Genomic DNA, 19463 nt, shown 5'->3' with positions numbered 1-19463 from the left:
TCGCCGAGGAGCCGGCGCCGGTCGAGGACCGCGACCTCGTGCCGTGGGTCGTCTCCGCGCGCAGCCCGGAAGCCCTCGACGCCCAGGTCGCACAGCTGACCGAACTGACCGGCGCGCACCGTCTCGACGTCGGCCACTCGCTGCTCGCCCGGACCGCCTTCGAGCACCGCGCCGTGGTGCTGGCCGACGCGGACACCGTCACCGAGGTCGCCCGCGGCTCCGCGGCCGACCGCACCCTGGCGATCCTGTTCGCCGGCCAGGGTTCCCAGCGGCTCGGCATGGGCCGGGAGCTGTCCGCCCGGTTCCCGGTGTTCGCGGCGGCCTTCGACGAAGCCCTCACCCTTCTGCCCGACGGGTTGCGCGAGGTCGTCTGGGGCGTGGACGAAGAAGCGCTGAACGCGACCGGTTCGACGCAGCCCGCGCTGTTCGCCCTGGAAGTCGCCCTCTTCCGGCTGGCCGAGTCGTGGGGGATCCGCCCCGCGTTCCTGGCCGGGCACTCGATCGGCGAGATCGCCGCGGCCCACGTCGCCGGCGTGTTCAGCCTCGAAGACGCCGCGAAGCTCGTCACCGCCCGGGGGCGGTTGATGCAGGCCCTGCCCGCCGGTGGGGTGATGCTGTCGCTGCAGGCGACCGAAGACGAGGTGACGCCGCACCTGACCGGCGGCGTCACCATCGCCGCCGTCAACGGACCGGACTCCGTGGTGCTCGCGGGCACCGAAGCCGCCGTGACCGCCGTCGCCGAGCAGTTCGGCGATCGCAAGGCCAAGCGGCTGAGTGTGTCCCACGCGTTCCACTCGCCGCTGATGGACCCGATGCTCGCCGAGTTCCGGGCCGTCGCGGAAACCCTGACCTACGGCGAACCGCGGATCCCGCTCGTCTCCACGCGCACCGGAGCGGCCGCTGGCCCGGGCGACTTCGTGACGCCCGAGTACTGGGTCGGGCACGTCCGCGAGGCGGTCCGGTTCGCCGACGGCGTCCGCACGCTCGCCGGCCTCGGCGCCGACACGTTCCTGGAGCTGGGCCCGGACGGCGTGCTGTCCGCGCTGGCGCTCGGCTGCCTGGACGACGACGCCGTGGTGGTGCCGTTCCTGCGCCGCGACCGGCCGGAAGACCGCTCGGCGCTCACCGCGCTGGGCGCCCTGCACGTCGCCGGGGTCCGCGTGGACTGGACCCCGCACACCGGCGGCGGCCGCCGCGTCACCCTGCCCACCTACGCCTTCCAGCGCGAACGCTTCTGGCCGAACCTCGTCTCCGGAGCCGGCGACGTCGCGGCTGCCGGGCTCGTCGCGGCGGAGCACCCGCTGCTGGGCGCGGCCGTGCGGCTCGCCCACGGTGACGGCGCGCTGTTCACCAGCCGCCTCTCGCTGGCGACGCACCCGTGGCTGGCCGACCACGCCGTCGGCGGCGACGTCCTGTTCCCCGGCACCGGGTTCCTGGAGCTCGCGCTGCGCGCCGGCGACCAGGTCGGCTGCGACCGCGTGGAGGAGCTCACGCTCGCCGTCCCGCTCGTGCTCCCGCTCACCGGCGCGGTGGCCGTGCAGATCTGGGTCGGCGACGCGGACGCCGACGGCCGCCGTGAGGTGACCGTCCACTCCAGCCCCGCCGGCGAGCCCGATCCCATGTGGACACTGCACGCCTCGGGCACCCTCGCGACCGGCGAGCACACGGCCGAGCTCGACAGTTCCACCTGGCCGCCGGCCGGCGCCGAACGCGTCGAGCTCGGGGAGTTCTACCCGGCACTGGCCGCCGAGGGCTTCGGCTACGGCGAGACCTTCCAGGGCCTGAAGTGGGTGTGGCAGCGCGGCGACGAGGCGTTCGTCGACCTCGCGCTGCCGGCGGGTGTCGAGGACGCCGACGCCTTCGGCCTGCACCCGGCCCTGCTCGACGCGGCCCTGCACGCGATCTCCTTCGCCGGCCTCGACGCCGCAGGCAAGCGTGTGCTGCCGTTCTCCTGGAACGACGTGTCGCTGCACGCCACCGGTGCGTCCGCGCTGCGGGTCCGCCTGACCCGGACCGCGCCCGACTCGGTCGCGCTCACTGCCGTCGACGTCGAGGGCGCCCCGGTGCTGTCCGTCGGCACGCTCGTGATGCGCGAGGCGACCGCGGCGAAGGCCCCGGAGGCCGAGTCGCTGTACCGCGTCGGCTGGGTGGCCGCGCCGCAGCTGCCGGCGGGCGAGGACCTGCGCTGGGCCGTGCTCGGCGCCGACTTCGACATCCCGCTGCCCGCCGTGGTGGCGGACCCTGCGGACGCCGACGTGGTCATCGTCCCCGTGCTCGGCGGTACGGACCTGCCCGGCGCGTTGCGCGAGGTGACGAGCCGCGTGCTCGGCCTCGTGCAGGAACACCCCGACGCCCGGCTGGTCTTCGTGACCCGCGGCGCGGTGTCCACCGTGGACGGTGCCGACGTCGCCGACCTCGCCGCGGCGTCGGTGTGGGGCTTGATCCGGGCCGCGCAGACGGAGAACCCGGACCAGTACGTCCTGGTCGACGTGGACGACGACCCGGCCTCGCTCGCGCTGCTGCCCGGGATCGTGGAATCGGGCGAGCCGCAGGTCGTGGTGCGTGAAGGCACCGCGCACGTGGGCCGGCTGGCCAAGCTGTCCGCGGGCCCGGCCCTGCTGCCGCCCGCGGACGGCGCGCCGTGGCGGCTCGACAGCCGGGCCAAGGGCAGCCTCGACGACCTCGTGCTGGCCGCCGACCCGGAGCTCGCCGCACCGCTGACCGGTCGTCAGGTGCGCCTGCGTGTCGAGGCGGGCGGCATCAACTTCCGCGACGTGCTCAACGCGCTCGGCATGTACCCCGGCGAAGCCGGTCCGCTCGGCGCCGAAGCGACCGGTGTGGTGGTGGAGACCGGCCCGGACGTCGAGCACCTGGCCGCGGGCGACCGCGTGTTCGGCATGGTGCCCGACGGCTTCGGCTCCCTGGCCGTGGTGGACGAGCGCTACCAGACGAAGGTGCCCGACGGCTGGTCCGCCGAGACGGCCGCGAGCGTGCCACTGGTCTTCCTCACGGCCTACTACGCGCTGGTGGACCTGGCCGGGTTGCGGGCGGGGGAGTCGATCCTGATCCACGCCGGCGCGGGCGGCGTCGGCATGGCCGCCATCCAGCTCGCGCACCACCTCGGTGCCGAGGTCTACGCGACGGCGAGCGCGGGCAAGCAGCACATCCTGCGTGAGCTGGGCGTGGCCGAGGACCACATCGCGTCCTCGCGCACGCTCGACTTCGAGGAGAAGTTCCGCGCCGTCTCCGGCGGCCGCATCGATGTGGTGCTCAACGCCCTGACCGGCGAGTTCGTCGACGCTTCCCTGCGCCTGCAGGGCGAAGGCGGGCGGTTCCTCGAGATGGGCAAGACCGACGTCCGCGAGGAGACTCCGGGCTACCGTGCGTTCGACCTCTTCGACGCCGGCCCCGACCGCACGCGCGAAATGCTTTCCGCCCTGGCCGGGCTGTTCGCCGAAGGCGTGCTCGAACCGCTGCCGGTGACCACGTGGGACGTGCGCCGGGCGCGCGACGCGTTCCGCTTCATGAGCATGGCCAAGCACATCGGCAAGCTCGTGCTCACCGTGCCGCGGCCGTGGGACCCGGACGGCGCCGTGCTCATCACCGGCGGCACGGGCGGGCTGGGCCGCCTGCTCGCGCGGCACCTGGTGACCGAACGCGGAATGCGGCACGTCGTGCTCGCCAGCCGCCGCGGCCCGGACGCTCCCGGCGCGGCCGAGCTGGTGGCCGAACTCGGCGTCTCGGCCGTCGCTTGCGACACCAGCGACGCCCACGCGGTGCGCACGCTCGTCGACGGCTTCGACCGGCCGCTGACGGCCGTGATCCACACCGCCGGGGTGCTCGACGACGGCGTGCTCGATTCCCTGACCCCCGAACGGTTCGACCGCGTGCTGGCGCCGAAGGCCGACGCCGCCTGGTACCTGCACGAAGCCACCCGCGACCACGACCTCGCCGCCTTCGTGCTGTTCTCCTCGGTCGCCGGCGCGATGGGCAGCCCGGGCCAGGCCAACTACGCCGCTGCCAACGTGGCTCTCGACGCCCTCGCCGCCCACCGGCGCGCGTTGGGGCTGCCGGCCACCTCGTTCGCCTGGGGTCCGTGGGGGCTGGGCAGCGGCATGACGAGCGAGCTGACCGAAGCAGACCTCCAGCGCATGAGCGCCGCAGGTATGCAGCCGATCGACGCCGAGCTCGGCATGCGGATGTTCGACGACGGCGTCGCCTCGCTCGAACCCCAGGTCGTCGCCGCGCGCCTCGACACGCAGGCGCTGCGCCGGCAGCACGAGATCCCGGCGCTGCTTCGCGGGCTCGTCACCGGCGCGCGCCGCAGCGCGGCCAAGGCCGGGTCCGGGAAGGCGAAGACGCTGGTGCACCAGCTCGTCGCGCTGCCCGAGGCGGAGCGGGCGCGGTTCGTGGCCGAGCTGGTCCGCGGTGAGGTCGCGGCCGTGCTGGGCCACCCGTCGGCCTCGACCATCGACCTGCGCAAGGAGTTCCGCGAGCAGGGCATCGACTCGCTCACCGCGGTCGAGCTGCGCAACCGGCTCATCGCGGCGACCGGCCTGCGCCTGACCTCGACCCTCGTCTTCGACTACCCGACGCCGGGCGTCCTCGCCGAGCACGTGCTGGGCGAGCTGCTCGGCGACGTGGCCGCGGAGGCCGACACCGCCGCGGTCACCCGGGCGCACACCGGCGACGACCCGATCGTGATCGTCGGCATGGGCTGCCGGTACCCCGGCGGGGTGCGGTCGCCGGAGGACCTGTGGCGGCTCGTGGACACCGCGGGTGACGCCATCGGCGGGTTCCCGACCGACCGCAACTGGGACGTCGAGAAGCTCCTCGGCCTCAGCCAGACCCGCCACGGCGGGTTCCTGCAGGAGATGGCCGGCTTCGACGCCGCGTTCTTCGGGATCTCGCCGCGCGAAGCCCTCGCGATGGACCCGCAGCAGCGGCTCGTGCTCGAGACGTCGTGGGAAGCCCTGGAACGCGCGGGCATCGCGCCGAACTCCTTGCGCGGCCGGCGCGCCGGGGTGTTCGTCGGCGCCACGCACGGTGGCTACCAGGAGATGCTCGGCTCGGCCGCGGCAGAGCTGGCCGGGCACCTGCTGACCGGCAACACCTCCAGCGTGATGTCCGGCCGCGTCGCCTACACCCTCGGCCTCGAAGGCCCGGCGGTCACGGTCGACACGGCGTGCTCGTCCTCGCTCGTCGCGCTGCACCTGGCGGCGCAGGCGATCCGCTCCGGCGAGTGCACGATGGCGCTCGCGGGCGGCGTCACGGTGATGGCCGGGCCCGACGGCTTCAGCGAGTTCAGCAAGCAGGGGGGCCTCGCGCCGGACGGGCGCTGCAAGGCGTTCGCCGACGGGGCGGACGGCACCGGCTGGGGCGAGGGCGTCGGCATGGTCGTGCTGGAACGCCTGTCCGAGGCGCGCCGCCACGGCCACGAGGTGCTCGCCGTGCTCCGCGGCTCCGCGGTCAACCAGGACGGCGCGTCCAACGGGCTGACCGCCCCCAACGGCCCGTCGCAGCAGCGCGTGATCCGCGCCGCGCTCGCCGACGCCGGACTGTCCACAGCGGACATCGACGCCGTCGAGGCCCACGGCACCGGCACCCGCCTCGGCGACCCGATCGAAGCCCAGGCACTGCAGGCGACCTACGGCCAGGGACGCGAAGACCCGCTCTGGCTCGGGTCGATCAAGTCGAACATCGGCCACACGCAGTCGGCGGCGGGCATCGCCGGCGTGATCAAAATGGTCCAGGCCATGCGCGCCGGTGTGTTGCCGCAGACGCTGCACGTCGACGCGCCTTCGTCTCATGTGGACTGGAGCGCCGGCGCCGTCACGTTGCTGACGGACCGGCGGGACTGGCCGGAGACCGGGCGCCCGCGCCGGGCGGCGGTGTCGTCGTTCGGCATCAGCGGCACCAACGCCCACGCCGTGCTGGAGGCCGCGCCCGTCGCGAAGCCGGCGTCGGAGCGCGAGGAGACCACCCGGATCGTGCCGTGGGTCGTCTCGGCGCGGGACGACGCGGCGCTGGCCGAACAGGCCGTGAACCTGGCGGCGCAACTGGAGGAGCGGACCGAGCACCCGGCCGACATCGCCCTCTCGCTGCTCACGAGCCGCTCGGTGTTCACCCGGCGCGCGGTGTTCGTCGGCGACGACACCACGGATCTCGTCGCCGCGTTGCGGGGAGACGAGACGACCGGCGCCGTCGTGCGCGGCGTGGCCGACGTCGACGGCAAGCGGGTGTTCGTGTTCCCGGGTCAGGGTTCTCAGTGGGCCGGGATGGGGGCCCGGCTGCTGGAGGAGTCGCCCGTCTTCGCGGAGCGGTTGCACGAGTGCGCTGCGGCCCTTTCGCCTTTTGTGGATTGGTCACTGCTGGATGTGCTGCGGCAGGTCGAGGGCGCGCCGACGTTGGAGCGCGTGGATGTGGTGCAGCCGGCGTCGTGGGCGGTCATGGTGTCGCTGGCCGAGTTGTGGCGCTCGCACGGGGTTTCGCCCGACGCGGTGGTGGGTCACTCGCAGGGTGAGATCGCGGCGGCTTGCGTGGCCGGGGCGCTGTCGCTGGCGGACGCGGCGCGGGTGGTCGCGTTGCGGAGCCAGGCGATCGCGCGGACGCTCGCGGGCCACGGCGGGATGATGTCCGTGTCGCTGCCCGTCGACGAGGTCGAGCCGAGGCTGCCCGGCGGCGTGTCGATCGCCGCGGTCAACGGGCCGCGTTCGGTCGTCGTCGCCGGTGATCCCGGCGGCCTGGACGAGCTGTTCGAGCAGCTCGGCGCCGAGGGCGTGCGGGTGCGCAAGATCGCCGTGGACTACGCGTCGCACTCCGCGCACGTCGAGGCCATCGAGGCCGAGCTGGCCGACCTGCTCGCGCCGATCGAGCCCCGCGCGGCCGAGATCCCGTTCTACTCCAGCGCCGAGGGCGCCTGGCTCGACACGACCACGATGGATGCGGGCTACTGGTACCGCAACCTGCGCGGGCGCGTCGGCTTCGAGCCGGCGATCCGCGCGCTGGCCGAGCAGCACAGCGTGTTCGTCGAGATCAGCTCCCACCCGGTGCTGGTGATGGGCGTCCAGGAGACCCTGGAGGACACCGCGGCGCCGATCGTCGTGACCGGCACGCTGCGGCGCGACCAGGACACGATGGCACGCTTCCTCACGTCGGCGGCGGAGCTGTACGTCCGCGGCGTCGACGTCGACTGGGGCATCGAGGGCAGCCGCGTCGCACTGCCCACGTACGCCTTCCAGCACACGCGTTTCTGGCCCGCGCCGTCCGTGACCACGGGCGACGTGAGTGCCGCCGGCCTCGCCTCGGCCGAGCACCCGCTGCTCGGCGCCGCGATGACACTGGCCGAAGGCGACGACGTGGTCTTCAGCGGCCGTGTCTCCCTGGCCACGCACCCGTGGCTGGCCGACCACGCCGTGGGCGGCGCCGTGTTCTTCCCCGGCACCGGGTTCCTCGAGCTCGCCATCCGCGCGGGCGACCAGGCGGGCTGCGACCACGTCGAAGAGCTGACGATCGCGGCGCCGCTCGTGCTCGACCCGGCCCGCGCCGTGGTGCTGCAGGTCCGCGCGGGCTCGCCCGACGAGGCCGGCCGCCGTGAGCTCGGCATCCACGCCCGCCCGGCCGACGACGCCGACGCGCCGTGGACGAAACACGCCGGCGGTGTGCTGGCGAGCGGCTCGAAGACCGCGGCCTTCGACACGGCACCCTGGCCGCCGGCCGGCGCCGAACCGCTCGACCTCGCCGGCTACTACGAGCGCGCCGCGGCCGACGGCTTCGGCTACGGCCCGGTGTTCCAGGGCCTGACCGCCGCGTGGCAGCGCGGCGAGGAGGTGTTCGCCGAGGTCACGCTGGCCGACCAGCCGGGCGGCCAGGACACCGCCGCCGCGTTCGGCCTGCACCCCGCGCTGCTCGACGGCGCGCTGCACGCCATCAAGTTCGTGCCCGGCCCCGGCGGCGAGGGCAAGGCGCTGCTGCCGTTCACCTGGTCCGACGTGTCCCTGCACGCGGCCGGCGCGCAGACGCTGCGCGTACGCCTCACTCCGACCGGCGGCGACTCGGTCTCGCTGGCCGCGGTCGACGTTGAGGGCGCGCCCGTCGTGTCCGTCGAGTCGCTGCTGCTGCGGGCCGCCGGTGCCGCGCCGAAGCCGAGCCCGTACGACAGCCTGTTCCGTCTCCAGTGGACCCCGGTCGCGGCGGACGCCGCGTCCGGCACCTGCGTGGTCCTCGGCGACGATCGCCTGGCCGCGCCACTGCACGCGCTCACGGTGACCGACCTCGACGACGTCGACACCACCCCGGACGTCGTGCTCGTCCCGGTCCACAGCGGCGCGACCCCCGCGGCCGTGCACGAAGCCACCACGAACGCACTCGCGCTGCTGCAGCGCTGGCTCGCCGACGACCGCTTCGCCGACACCCGCCTGGTGTTCGTCACGCGCGGCGCCGTGGCCACCCGCGACGGCGAGGACGTCACTGACCTGGCCGGCGCGGCCGTCTGCGGACTGGTGCGCTCGGCGCAGTCGGAGAACCCCGGCCGTTTCACCCTCGTCGATCTCGACGGGACGGGCGCCGACGCACTGTCCACTGTGCTCGGTTCCGCCGAACCACAGCTCGCGGTGCGCGCCGGTGAGCTGCTCGCGGGCCGGCTCGCCCGGCTCGGCACCGGCTCCGCGCTCGTCCCGCCCGCCGGCGGCGAGCCGTGGCGTCTGGACACCCGTCAGAAGGGCAGCCTCGACAACCTGTTCCTGACCCCGAACCCCGAAGTCCTGGCCCCGCTGGGCGAACGTGAGGTGCGCGTGCGCCTCGCCGCGTCGGGCCTGAACTTCCGCGACGTGATCGACGCGCTCGGCATGAACCCCCGCAAGTCCGGCCTGCCCGGCCTCGAAGGCTCGGGTGTGGTCACCGACGTCGGCTCCGCCGTGACCGGGCTACGGCCAGGCGACCCTGTGTTCGGCGTCCTCAACGGCGGGTTCGCCGACGTCACCGTGGCCGACGAGCGTTACCTGGCGCGCGTCCCCGAGGGCTGGACCGCGCAGGAGGCGGCTTCGGTCGCCCTCGTCTACCTGACCGCGTACTACGCGTTCGTCGACCTCGCCGACGTGCAGCGCGGGCAGACGGTCCTCATCCACGCCGGCGCCGGCGGCGTCGGAATGGCCGCGATCCAGCTGGCGCACCACTTCGGCCTCGAGGTCTACGCCACCGCCAGCGAAGGCAAACAGCACCTGCTGCGCGAGCTCGGCGTCGCCGAGGATCACATCGCCTCGTCGCGCACGCTCGACTTCGAGGAGAAGTTCGGGCCGGTCGACGTGGTGCTCAACTCCCTGGCGCACGAGTTCGTGGACGCTTCGGTGCGGCTGCTGACCGACGGCGGCCGGTTCCTCGAGATGGGCAAGACCGACATCCGCGAGGCCGCGGACTTCCCGCGGATCCGCTACCGTGCGTTCGACCTCGTCGAAGCCGGCGCCGACCGCACGCAGGAGATGCTCACAGCGCTGCTGGAGCTGTTCGACGCCGGCGTGCTGAAGCCGCTGCCCGTGACCACGTGGGACATCCGCCGCGCCCGCGACGCGTTCCGGTTCATGAGCCAGGGCAAACACACCGGCAAGATCGTGCTCACCCAGCCGAAGGCGTGGGACGCCGAAGGCACCGTCCTCATCACCGGCGGTACCGGCGTGCTCGGCGGAGAGCTGGCCAAGCACCTGGTGGCCGAACGCGGGATGCGCCACTTGCTGCTGGTCAGCCGCCGTGGCGCGGACGCGCCCGGCGCGGCCGAACTCCACGCCGCCCTGACGGAGCTCGGCGCCGAGGTCACGCTCGCCGCGTGCGACACCGCGGACCGCGACGCCGTCGCTGCCCTGCTCGCATCGGTGCCGGCCGAGCACGCGCTGACCGCGATCGTCCACACGGCCGGTGTGCTCGCCGACGGCACTGTGGAATCCCTGACGCCCGAAAGGCTGGCGCAGGTGCTGCGGCCCAAGGCCGACGCCGCGTGGCACCTGCACGAGCTGACGCGCGACGACGATCTCGCGGACTTCGTGCTGTTCTCCTCGGTCGCCGGCGTGACCGGCAGCCCGGGCCAGGGCAACTACGCCGCGGCCAACGGCTACCTCGACGCGCTCGCCGCCCACCGCGCCGCACAAGGACTTCCGGCGACGTCGATCGCCTGGACGCTGTGGGCGCAGGCCAGCGGGATGACCGGTGAACTGAGCGACACCGACGTGGCGCGCATGAGCGCCGCGGGGCTGCCACCCATCGACACCGCCCACGGCCTGACGTTGTTCGACGGCGCGGTCGGCACCGACGAGGCGCTCGTCGTCGCCGCGAAGCTCGACACCGCGGCACTGCGCCGCCAGAACGAGGTCCCTGCGTTGCTGCGCGGCCTCGTCACGGGCGGCCGGCGCACGGCGGCCCAGGCTTCGGCGACGGGCGCGGCCAGCTCGCTCGGCCGTCGCGTCGGCGAGCTTCGGCCGGGCGAACGGCTCAAGTTCCTGGCCGAGCTCGTCCGCACGGAGGCGGCGGCGGTGCTCGGCCACGCGTCCGGACACGCCATCGACGTGCGCCGCGAGTTCCGTGAGCAGGGCTTCGACTCGCTCACCGCGGTCGAGCTGCGCAACCGGCTCACGGCTGCGACCGGCCTGCGGCTGCCGTCCACTTTGGTCTTCGACCACCCGACGCCGGAGCGGCTCGCCGAGCTGCTGCTGACCGACCTGGTGGGCGACGCGCAAGCGGCACCGGAAGCCGTCGCGGCGCCGGCGAAGGCGCTGGACGGCGACCCGATCGTGGTCGTCGGCATCGGCTGCCGTTACCCGGGCGGCGTGCGCTCGGCCGAAGACCTGTGGGCCCTGGTGGGCGCCGGGGTCGACGCGGTCACGGAGTTCCCGGCCGACCGCGGCTGGCGCATCCGCGACCTCTACGACCCGGACCCCGACCGCGCCGGCAAGACCTACGCCACGCACGGCGGGTTCATGGACCAGGCCACCGACTTCGACGCGGAGTTCTTCGGCATCTCGCCCCGCGAGGCCGTCGCGATGGACCCGCGCCAGCGGCTCCTGCTGGAGACGGCGTGGGAGACGTTCGAACACGCCGGCATCGACCCGGCGACGCTGCGCCGCAGCCGCACGGGCACGTTCGTCGGCGCCAGCGCCGACGACTACAGCTCATCCGCCTTCAAAGCTCCCGACGGGGCCGAAGGCCACCGCGTGACCGGCGCCGACTCGAGTGTGCTGTCCGGTCGGATCTCCTATGTCTTCGGGCTGGAAGGCCCGGCGGTGACGATCGACACGGCCTGCTCGTCTTCGCTGGTGTCGATGCACCTGGCGTGCCAGTCACTGCGCAGCGGCGAGAGCACGCTGGCGCTGGCCGGTGGTGTGCAGCTGGTCGCGACGCCGAGCACGTTCGTCGGCTTCAGCCGCCAGCGCATGATGGCGGCCGACGGGCGCGTCAAGGCGTTCGCCGAGGCCGCCGACGGCATGAGCATCGCCGAGGGCGTCGGGCTCGTGCTGCTGGAACGCCTGTCCGATGCGAAGCGCAACGGCCACGACATCCTGGCCGTCATCCGCGGCTCCGCCGTGAACCAGGACGGCGCCTCCAATGGCCTCTCCGCACCGAACGGGCCTTCGCAGCAACGCGTGATCCGGGCCGCGCTGGCCAACGCGGGACTGTCCACTCAGGACGTCGACGTGATGGAGGGCCACGGCACCGGGACCGCGCTGGGCGACCCGATCGAAGCCCAGGCGCTGCTCGCGACTTACGGGCAGGACCGTGAGACGCCGATGCTGCTGGGCTCGGTCAAGTCCAACATCGGTCACAGCCTCGCCGCCGCCGGCGTGGCGGGCGTGATCAAGATGATCATGGCGGTGCGCGAAGGCTCCGTGCCGAAGACGCTGCACGTGGACGCGCCTTCGTCGCACGTGGACTGGACGTCGGGCGCGATCGAGCTGGCCACCGAACCGCGGCCGTGGCCGGAGGTCGACCGCGTGCGGCGTGCGGCGGTGTCGTCGTTCGGCATCAGCGGCACCAACGCGCACCTCATCCTGGAACAGGCCCCGGCGGCCAAGCGACCGGAGCCGGCGACGCTGGCGCCGACCGTGGTGCCGTGGGTGTACTCCGCGAAGACGCCGGAGGCGCTGGACGCGCAGATCGCCCGGGTCGCCGGTGAGCCGCTGGCCGTCGGCCGCACGCTGGCCGGCCGCAGTGTGTTCGCGCAGCGCTCGGTCGTCGCCGCCGGCGTGGAACTCGCTCGCGGCGAAGCACAGGATCGGACGCTCGCGGTGCTGTTCGCCGGCCAGGGCGCCCAACGGCTCGGCATGGGCCGTGGGCTCTACGCGCGCTTCCCGGTCTTCGCCGAGGCGTTCGACGAGGTCCTGGCGATGCTGCCCGAAGGCCTGCGCGACGTCGTGTGGGGCGAGGACGCCGACCGGCTCGACGAGACCGGCTGGACGCAGCCCGCGTTGTTCGCGCTGGAGGTGGCGCTGTTCCGGCTCGCCGAGTCGCTGGGTGTCACGCCGGAGTTCGTTGCGGGGCACTCGATCGGCGAGATCGCCGCGGCCCACGTCGCCGGGGTGTTCAGCCTCGCAGACGCGGCGAAGCTCGTCACTGCTCGCGGGCGGCTGATGCAGGAGCTTCCCGCAGGCGGCGTGATGCTCGCGCTGGAAGCCGCCGAGGACGAGGTGACGCCGCACCTCACGGACGACGTGGCGATCGCCGCGATCAACGGACCGGCCGCGCTCGTCCTGGCGGGCACCGAGGCCGCGGTCGACGCCGTCGCCGCGCACTTCGCCGACCGCAAGACCAAGCGCCTGGCCGTCTCGCACGCGTTCCACTCGCCGCTGATGGAGCCGATGCTCGCCGAGTTCCGCACGGTGGCGGAGTCACTGGAGTACTCGGCGCCGGCGATCCCGATGGTCTCCACCGTGACCGGCGCGCTCGCCGAACCGGCGAACGCCGGCTACTGGGTCGAGCACGTCCGCGCCACCGTCCGGTTCGCCGACGCCGTGCGGGCGCTCGCCGAGCAGGGCGCGACCGCGTTCCTGGAGTTCGGGCCCGACGGCACCCTCTCCGCGATGGCCCGCGCGAACGGCGCCGAGGTCGCGGTTCCGCTGCTGCGCAGGGACCGCGACGAGGAGCAGGCCGCGGTGACCGCGCTGGCCGAGGTGTTCGTGGCCGGCGTGGACGTGCGGTGGTCCGAGCTGTTCACCGGCACCGGGGCGGCCCGCGTGGTGCTGCCGCCGTACGCGTTCCAGCGCGAGCGGTTCTGGCCCGAGCGCGCGGACGAGCACGTGGCCGACGACGAGTTCTGGGCCGCCGTCGACCGCGGTGACGTCGCGGCGCTGGCCGCCTGGCGCAACCGCAGCCGCGCGGACTCCCTGCGGTACCGCGAAACCTGGGTCCCGGCAGCCGTCACGGGCAGCCTCACCGGCACCTGGCTCGCCGTCGTCCACGAGCACGACGAGTGGACCGAGCGGATCGTCGACGGTCTCGGCCTGACGCCGGTCACCGCGGATGAGCTGGCCGACGTCGAGAACGTCACCGGCGTCGTGTCGCTGCTGCCGAACGTCGAGCAGACGGGCGAGCTGGCCCGCACCGCGAACGCTCCCTTGTGGACGGTCACCCGGGACTACGGGGCCGACCTGGCCCAGGCCGCGGTGTGGGGCTTCGGCCGCGTCGCGGCGCTGGAACACCCGGCGACGTGGCGTGGTCTCGTCGACCTGCCGGCCGCGCTCGACGACGACGTGCTGGCCAGCCTGGCCGCCGTGCTGAGCGGTGCCGGGGACGAAGACGAGCTCGCCATCCGCGAGACCGGCGTGCTGGCCCGGCGCCTGGAACCGGCTCCGGCGCCGGACCGCGGCGAGTGGACGCCGTCCGGCACCGTCCTCGTGACCACCGCCGGCCCACTCGGCGAAGAAGTCGCCCGCAGCCTCACCGAATGGGGCGCCGACGACGTGCTCTTGGTCAGCCCGGGTCGCGAGGCCATTGCCGAACTCCTCGCGAGCCACGACATCACCGCCGTGGTCCACACCGCGGGCTTCGACGGCGACGACTGGGCCACGACCGTCGAGCCCGCCCTCGTCCTCGACGAGCTGGCCACCGACCTCGACGCGTTCGTGCTCTTCGCCTCGGCTTCCGGCTCGGTCGGCACCCCGGCCCACGCCACCCAGGCGACGGCCGGCGCGGCTCTCCGCGCCCTCGCTGCCCGCCGCCGCGCGGAGGGCAAGCCCGCGACGGCCATCGGCTGGGGCGCGTGGGGCACCGAACCCGGCGCGCTCGACCCGCAGCTCGCCCTCACCGAACTGCGGCGGCTGGTCGCGGCGGACGAGACCTCGACTGTGGTCGCCGACCTGCGGCACCGGCCGTTCCTCGAGGCGGTGCTGGGCCTGCGCCCGTCGCCGCTGCTGTCCGGGCTGCCGGAGGCCCGGGAGGTGCTGGCCGACCAGCGCGCCGCGGCCGCCGCGGCGGGATCCGCGCTCACCGGACGGCTGCGCGGCCTGCCCGAGCAGGAGCGCCGCGCGGTGGTGCTGGACCTCGTGCGGCAGAACGTCGCCCGCGTCCTCGGCCACGCCGGGACCAAGACGATCGCGCCGGACCGCGCGTTCCGTGACCTCGGGTTCGACTCGCTCACGGCCGTCGAGTTGCCCACACGCCTCAAGGCGGCGACGGGACTCGCCTTGCCGGCCACGCTCGTCTACGACCACCCGACGGCTTCGGTGCTCACCGACCACCTCCTCGCCGAGCTGCTCGGCGAGCGCAAGACCGGCACCGCGGCGCGGGGCACTCGTCCTTCCACCCAGGGGGCCGACCACGACGACCCCGTCGTGATCGTCGGCATGAGCTGCCGCCTGCCCGGCGACGTGACCTCGCCCGAGGAGTTCTGGGAGCTGGTGGCCGAAGGCCGCGACGGCATCACGCCGTTCCCGACCGACCGCGGCTGGGATCTCGACCTGCTGGCCCACGGCGACGGCGACGGCCGAGGCCGCAGCGACGCCCTGCACGGTGGTTTCCTGCACGACCTCCCGTTGTTCGACGCCGCGTTCTTCGGCATCTCGCCGCGCGAGGCGCTGGCGATGGACCCGCAGCAGCGGCAGCTGCTCGAAACCACCTGGGAAGCGTTCGAGCGCGCGGGCATCGACCCTGCCGCCGTGCGCGGCACCGACGCGGGCGTGTTCATCGGCACCAACGGCCAGGACTACGCCGACCTCGTCGCCCACGCCGCCGAAGACCTGGAAGGCCACGTCAGCACCGGGCTCGCGGCGAGCGTCGCGTCCGGCCGGCTGGCCTACACGTTCGGCTTCGAAGGCCCGGCGGTCACGGTGGACACGGCGTGCTCGTCCTCGCTGGTCGCGCTGCACTGGGCGAGCCAGTCGCTGCGCTCGGGCGAGTGCTCGCTGGCCGTCGTCGGTGGCGTCACCGTCATGACCACCGCCGACTCGTTCAGCGAGTTCACCCGCCAGGGCGGGCTCGCGCCCGACGGCCGGTGCAAGGCGTTCGCCGACGGCGCGGACGGCACCGGCTGGTCCGAAGGCGTCGCCGTGATCCTCGTCGAACGCCTTTCGGACGCCCGCCGCCACGGCCATGAGGTGCTGGCGGTCGTGCGGGGCAGCGCGGTGAACCAGGACGGTGCGTCCAACGGCCTGACCGCCCCGAACGGCCCCTCGCAGCAGCGCGTGATCCGGCAGGCACTGGCCAACGCCGGACTGTCCACTGCGGACGTCGACGTCGTCGAGGCCCACGGCACCGGCACGGTCCTCGGCGACCCGATCGAGGCGCAGGGCCTGCTCGCGACCTACGGCCAGGACCGCGAAACGCCGCTGCTGCTGGGTTCGGTGAAGTCGAACATCGGCCACACGCAGGCGGCCGCGGGCGTCTCGGGCGTGATCAAGATGGTGCTCGCGCTGAAGCACGACCTGCTGCCGAAGACCCTGCACCTGGCAGCACCGTCGTCCCGTGTCGACTGGAGCACCGGCGCGATCGACCTGCTCACCGAACCCCGGGCCTGGCCCGAAACCGGACGTCCGCGCCGGGCCGGCGTGTCGTCCTTCGGCGTGAGCGGCACGAACGCACACGTGATCATCGAGCAGGCGCCGCCGGCCGAGCCGGTCGAGGAACCGGCGGTGACGCCATCGGTGGTGGCCTGGCCGGTCTCCGGACGCGACGCCGAAGCACTCGACGAGCAACTGGCCCGCGTGCGTGCTTTCGCCGACACCCACCCGGAAACCCCCGCGATCGACGTCGCCCGGGCACTGGCCGCGCGCCCGCCGTTCGAGCACCGCGCAGTGCTGCTGGCCGACACGGACGGCGTCACCGAGGCCGCCCGCGGCGAGAGCGGTGAGCGGACGCTGGCGGTGCTCTTCGCCGGCCAGGGCTCGCAGCGGCTCGGCATGGGCCGCGACCTCTACGCGCGTTTCCCCGCGTTCGCGGAAGCGTTCGACGCCGTCGCCCGGCTGCTGGACGCTCAGCTGGCGCGGCCGTTGCGGGAGGTCGTGTGGGGCGAGGACGCCGAAACCCTCGACCGGACAGAGTGGGCGCAGCCCGCGTTGTTCGCGATCGAGGTGGCGCTGTACCGGCTCGTCGAGTCGTTCGGCGTGCGGCCCGACCTGCTGGCCGGGCACTCGATCGGCGAGATCGCGGCGGCCCACGTCGCCGGTGTCCTGACGCTGGAGGACGCCTGCGTGCTCGTGGCGGCCCGCGGCCGGCTCATGCAGGCGCTGCCCGCCGGCGGCGCGATGGTCTCCGTGCAGGCGAGCGAGGACGAGGTCGCGCCGCGCTTGGGCGAGAGCGTCTCGATCGCCGCCGTGAACGGCCCGGACGCCGTCGTGCTCGCCGGCCGCGAAGCCGAAGTCGCGCAGGTCGCGGCGGAGTTTTCCGCGCTGGGCCGAAAGACTAGGCGTTTGCCGGTCAGCCATGCGTTCCACTCAGTGCTGATGGAACCCGTGCTGGAGGAGTTCGCGCGAGTGGTGGAGACGCTGAGGTTCGCCGCGCCGCGGATCCCGATCGCCTCGACCGTGTCGGGGTCGATCGGGGACGCGGCCGAACGGATGGGCACGCCCGGCTACTGGGTGAGCCACGTCCGCGAGACCGTGCGCTTCGCCGACGGCGTCGCGGCCCTCGAAGCCGCCGGCGCGGACACCTTCCTCGAACTCGGCCCCGACGGCGTCCTCACGGCGCTCGCGCTTGGCTCGGCCGAAGGCGACGACGTGATCGCCACCCCGGCGCTGCGCAAGGACCGTGCCGAGGAACCGTCGCTGCTGGCCGCGCTGGGCCGCCTGCACACCGCGGGTGTGGACGTCGACTGGGCTCGCGCCGGCGACGGCACCGGCGCCGGCCACGTCGAACTGCCCACCTATCCCTTCCGCCACCAGCGGTTCTGGCCCGAGCGGGCCGCGGCGCCGGTGGCGGCGAGCTCGGCCGACGCCGTCGACGCGGAGTTCTGGGCCGCCGTCGAACAGGAAGACCTGGCGACGCTCGCGGCCAGCCTGGAGCTGGAACTGGAGGGCGCGGCACTGTCCACTGTGGTGCCCGCGCTGTCCACGTGGCGCCGCCGCCGGCAGGCCCGCTCGGCGCTGGACGCGCACCGTTACCGCGAGACCTGGTCCCCGGTGCGGCTCGGCTCGGCCACGCCGGGCCCCCGCCTGGTACTCGTCCCGGCCGGGGCCGACGCCTGGACCACCGAGGTCGTGGCCGCGCTCGGCGACGTCACCGTGGTCGAGATCGCGGACCCGAGCCGTGGCTGCCTGGCGGAGTCGCTGCGCGAGGCAGCGAAATCCTCGTACGCCGCGGTGGTTTCGCTGCTGGCCACGGCCTCGCCGGGGCAGTCCGGCGCGGTCGACACGACCGCGTTGATCCAGGCCCTGGGCGACGCGCAGATCGGGGCTCCGCTGTGGGTCTTCACCCGGGCCGCGGTCGCCGCCGTGGCCGGCGACGTGGTCGAGGACCCGTACCGGACCGGCGTGTGGGGCCTGGCGCGGGTCGCCGCGCTGGAGTACCCGCAGCTGTGGGGCGGTGTGGCCGACCTGCCCGAGGACCTCGGCGCCGACGTCGTGCGCCGGATCGCCGACGTCGCCGGCACTTCCGGTGAGGACCAGCTGGCGGTGCGCTCGACCGGGATGTTCGGCCGCCGTCTGGTGCCGGCCCGGCCGGCCGAGGGGACGCCGTGGCAGCCGTCCGGGACGGTGCTCGTCACCGGCGGCACCGGTGCGCTGGGTGCGCACGTCGCCCGGCGGCTGGGCGCCACGGGCGCCGAGCACCTGCTGCTGGTGAGCCGCCGCGGCTTGGACGCGCCGGGCGCGGCCGAGCTGCGCGACGAACTGACGGCCGGCGGCACCCGCGTCACCGTGGCGGCCTGCGACGTCGCCGACCGCGCGGCGGTGGCGGCCCTGCTGGCGGGTGTTCCGCAGGAGCACCCGCTGACCGGGATCGTCCACACCGCCGGGGTGCTCGACGACGGCGTGCTCGACAGTCTCACGCCCGACCGGTTCGACTCCGTCTACCGCGCCAAGGTGACCTCGGCGCTGGTGCTCGACGAGCTGACCCGCGACGTCGACCTGGCCGCGTTCGTGCTGTTCTCGTCGGTCTCCAGTGCGGTCGGCAACCTCGGCCAGGCCAACTACGCGGCGGCCAACGCGGTCCTCGACGGACTCGCCGAACGCCGGCACACCGCCGGGCTCGCGGCGACCTCGATCTCCTGGGGCGCCTGGGCCGGCGGCGGCATGGCCACGACGGCGGAGCTCGACCGGATCGGCGCCGCGGCGCTGCCGCCCGAGCTGGCGCTCGACGCGCTCGCCCACGCGGTGACCGATCGCGCCCCGGCGCTCGTGGTCGCGGACCTGCAGCACCGCCCGTTCCTGATGGGGCTGCTGGAAGTCCGCCCGAACGCGGCGCTGGGCGACCTGCCTGCCGCCCGCGAAGTCCTCGACTCCGTGGCCGCGGGCAGGCGTGAGGCGGAATCAGCCGCGTCCGGCCTGCGGGAACGGCTGGCCACGCTGCCGGTCACCGACCGTGCGGGCGCCGCACTGGACGTGGTGCGGACGCAGGTGGCCGCGGTGCTCGGCCACGGGGACCCGAAGGCTGTCGCGGCCGGGAAACCGTTCCGGGACCTGGGTTTCGACTCGCTCACCGCGATCGAGGTCCGCAACCGCCTCGCCGCCGCGACCGGCCTCGGGCTCGCCGCGAGCCTCGTGTTCGACCACCCGACGCCTCGCGTGCTCGCCGAGCACCTGGCCGGGCTGCTGTGCGGCGACACCGACGAAGCAGCCGAACCGAGCGAGGAAGCCGAGATCACCCGCCTGCTGGCGACGATCCCGCCTGACCGCCTGCGCGACGCCGGCCTGTTGCGGCAGCTGCGCGAGCTGGCGGAGCAGCACCCGGAGGACCCTGCCGTGGACGATCGCGCCCCGGAGGCCTCGATCGACTCGATGGACGTGGACGACCTCGTGCAGGCGTTCCTCACCGATCCCGATCCGACCCGCGACTAG

1 protein-coding gene (cut by a window edge) is annotated in these 19463 nt (G+C 74.2%); it reads left to right on the top strand.

Annotated elements, in window-relative coordinates; all coding sequences use genetic code 11:
- Positions 1 to 19463, top strand: the 3' portion of a protein-coding gene (locus tag ACFY1H_RS09100) for a type I polyketide synthase (RefSeq protein ID WP_386945626.1). 11674 nt of this gene lie to the left of the window's left edge; the window shows 19463 of its 31137 coding nt (coding positions 11675–31137); its start codon lies off the left edge, out of view; the stop codon is at positions 19461 to 19463.

This window comes from Amycolatopsis sp. NPDC001319 (assembly GCF_042896185.1).
Lineage (GTDB): Bacteria > Actinomycetota > Actinomycetes > Mycobacteriales > Pseudonocardiaceae > Amycolatopsis.
The sequence above is the reverse complement of the archived record's forward strand: the minus strand, read 5'-3'. Positions and strand labels throughout refer to the sequence as shown.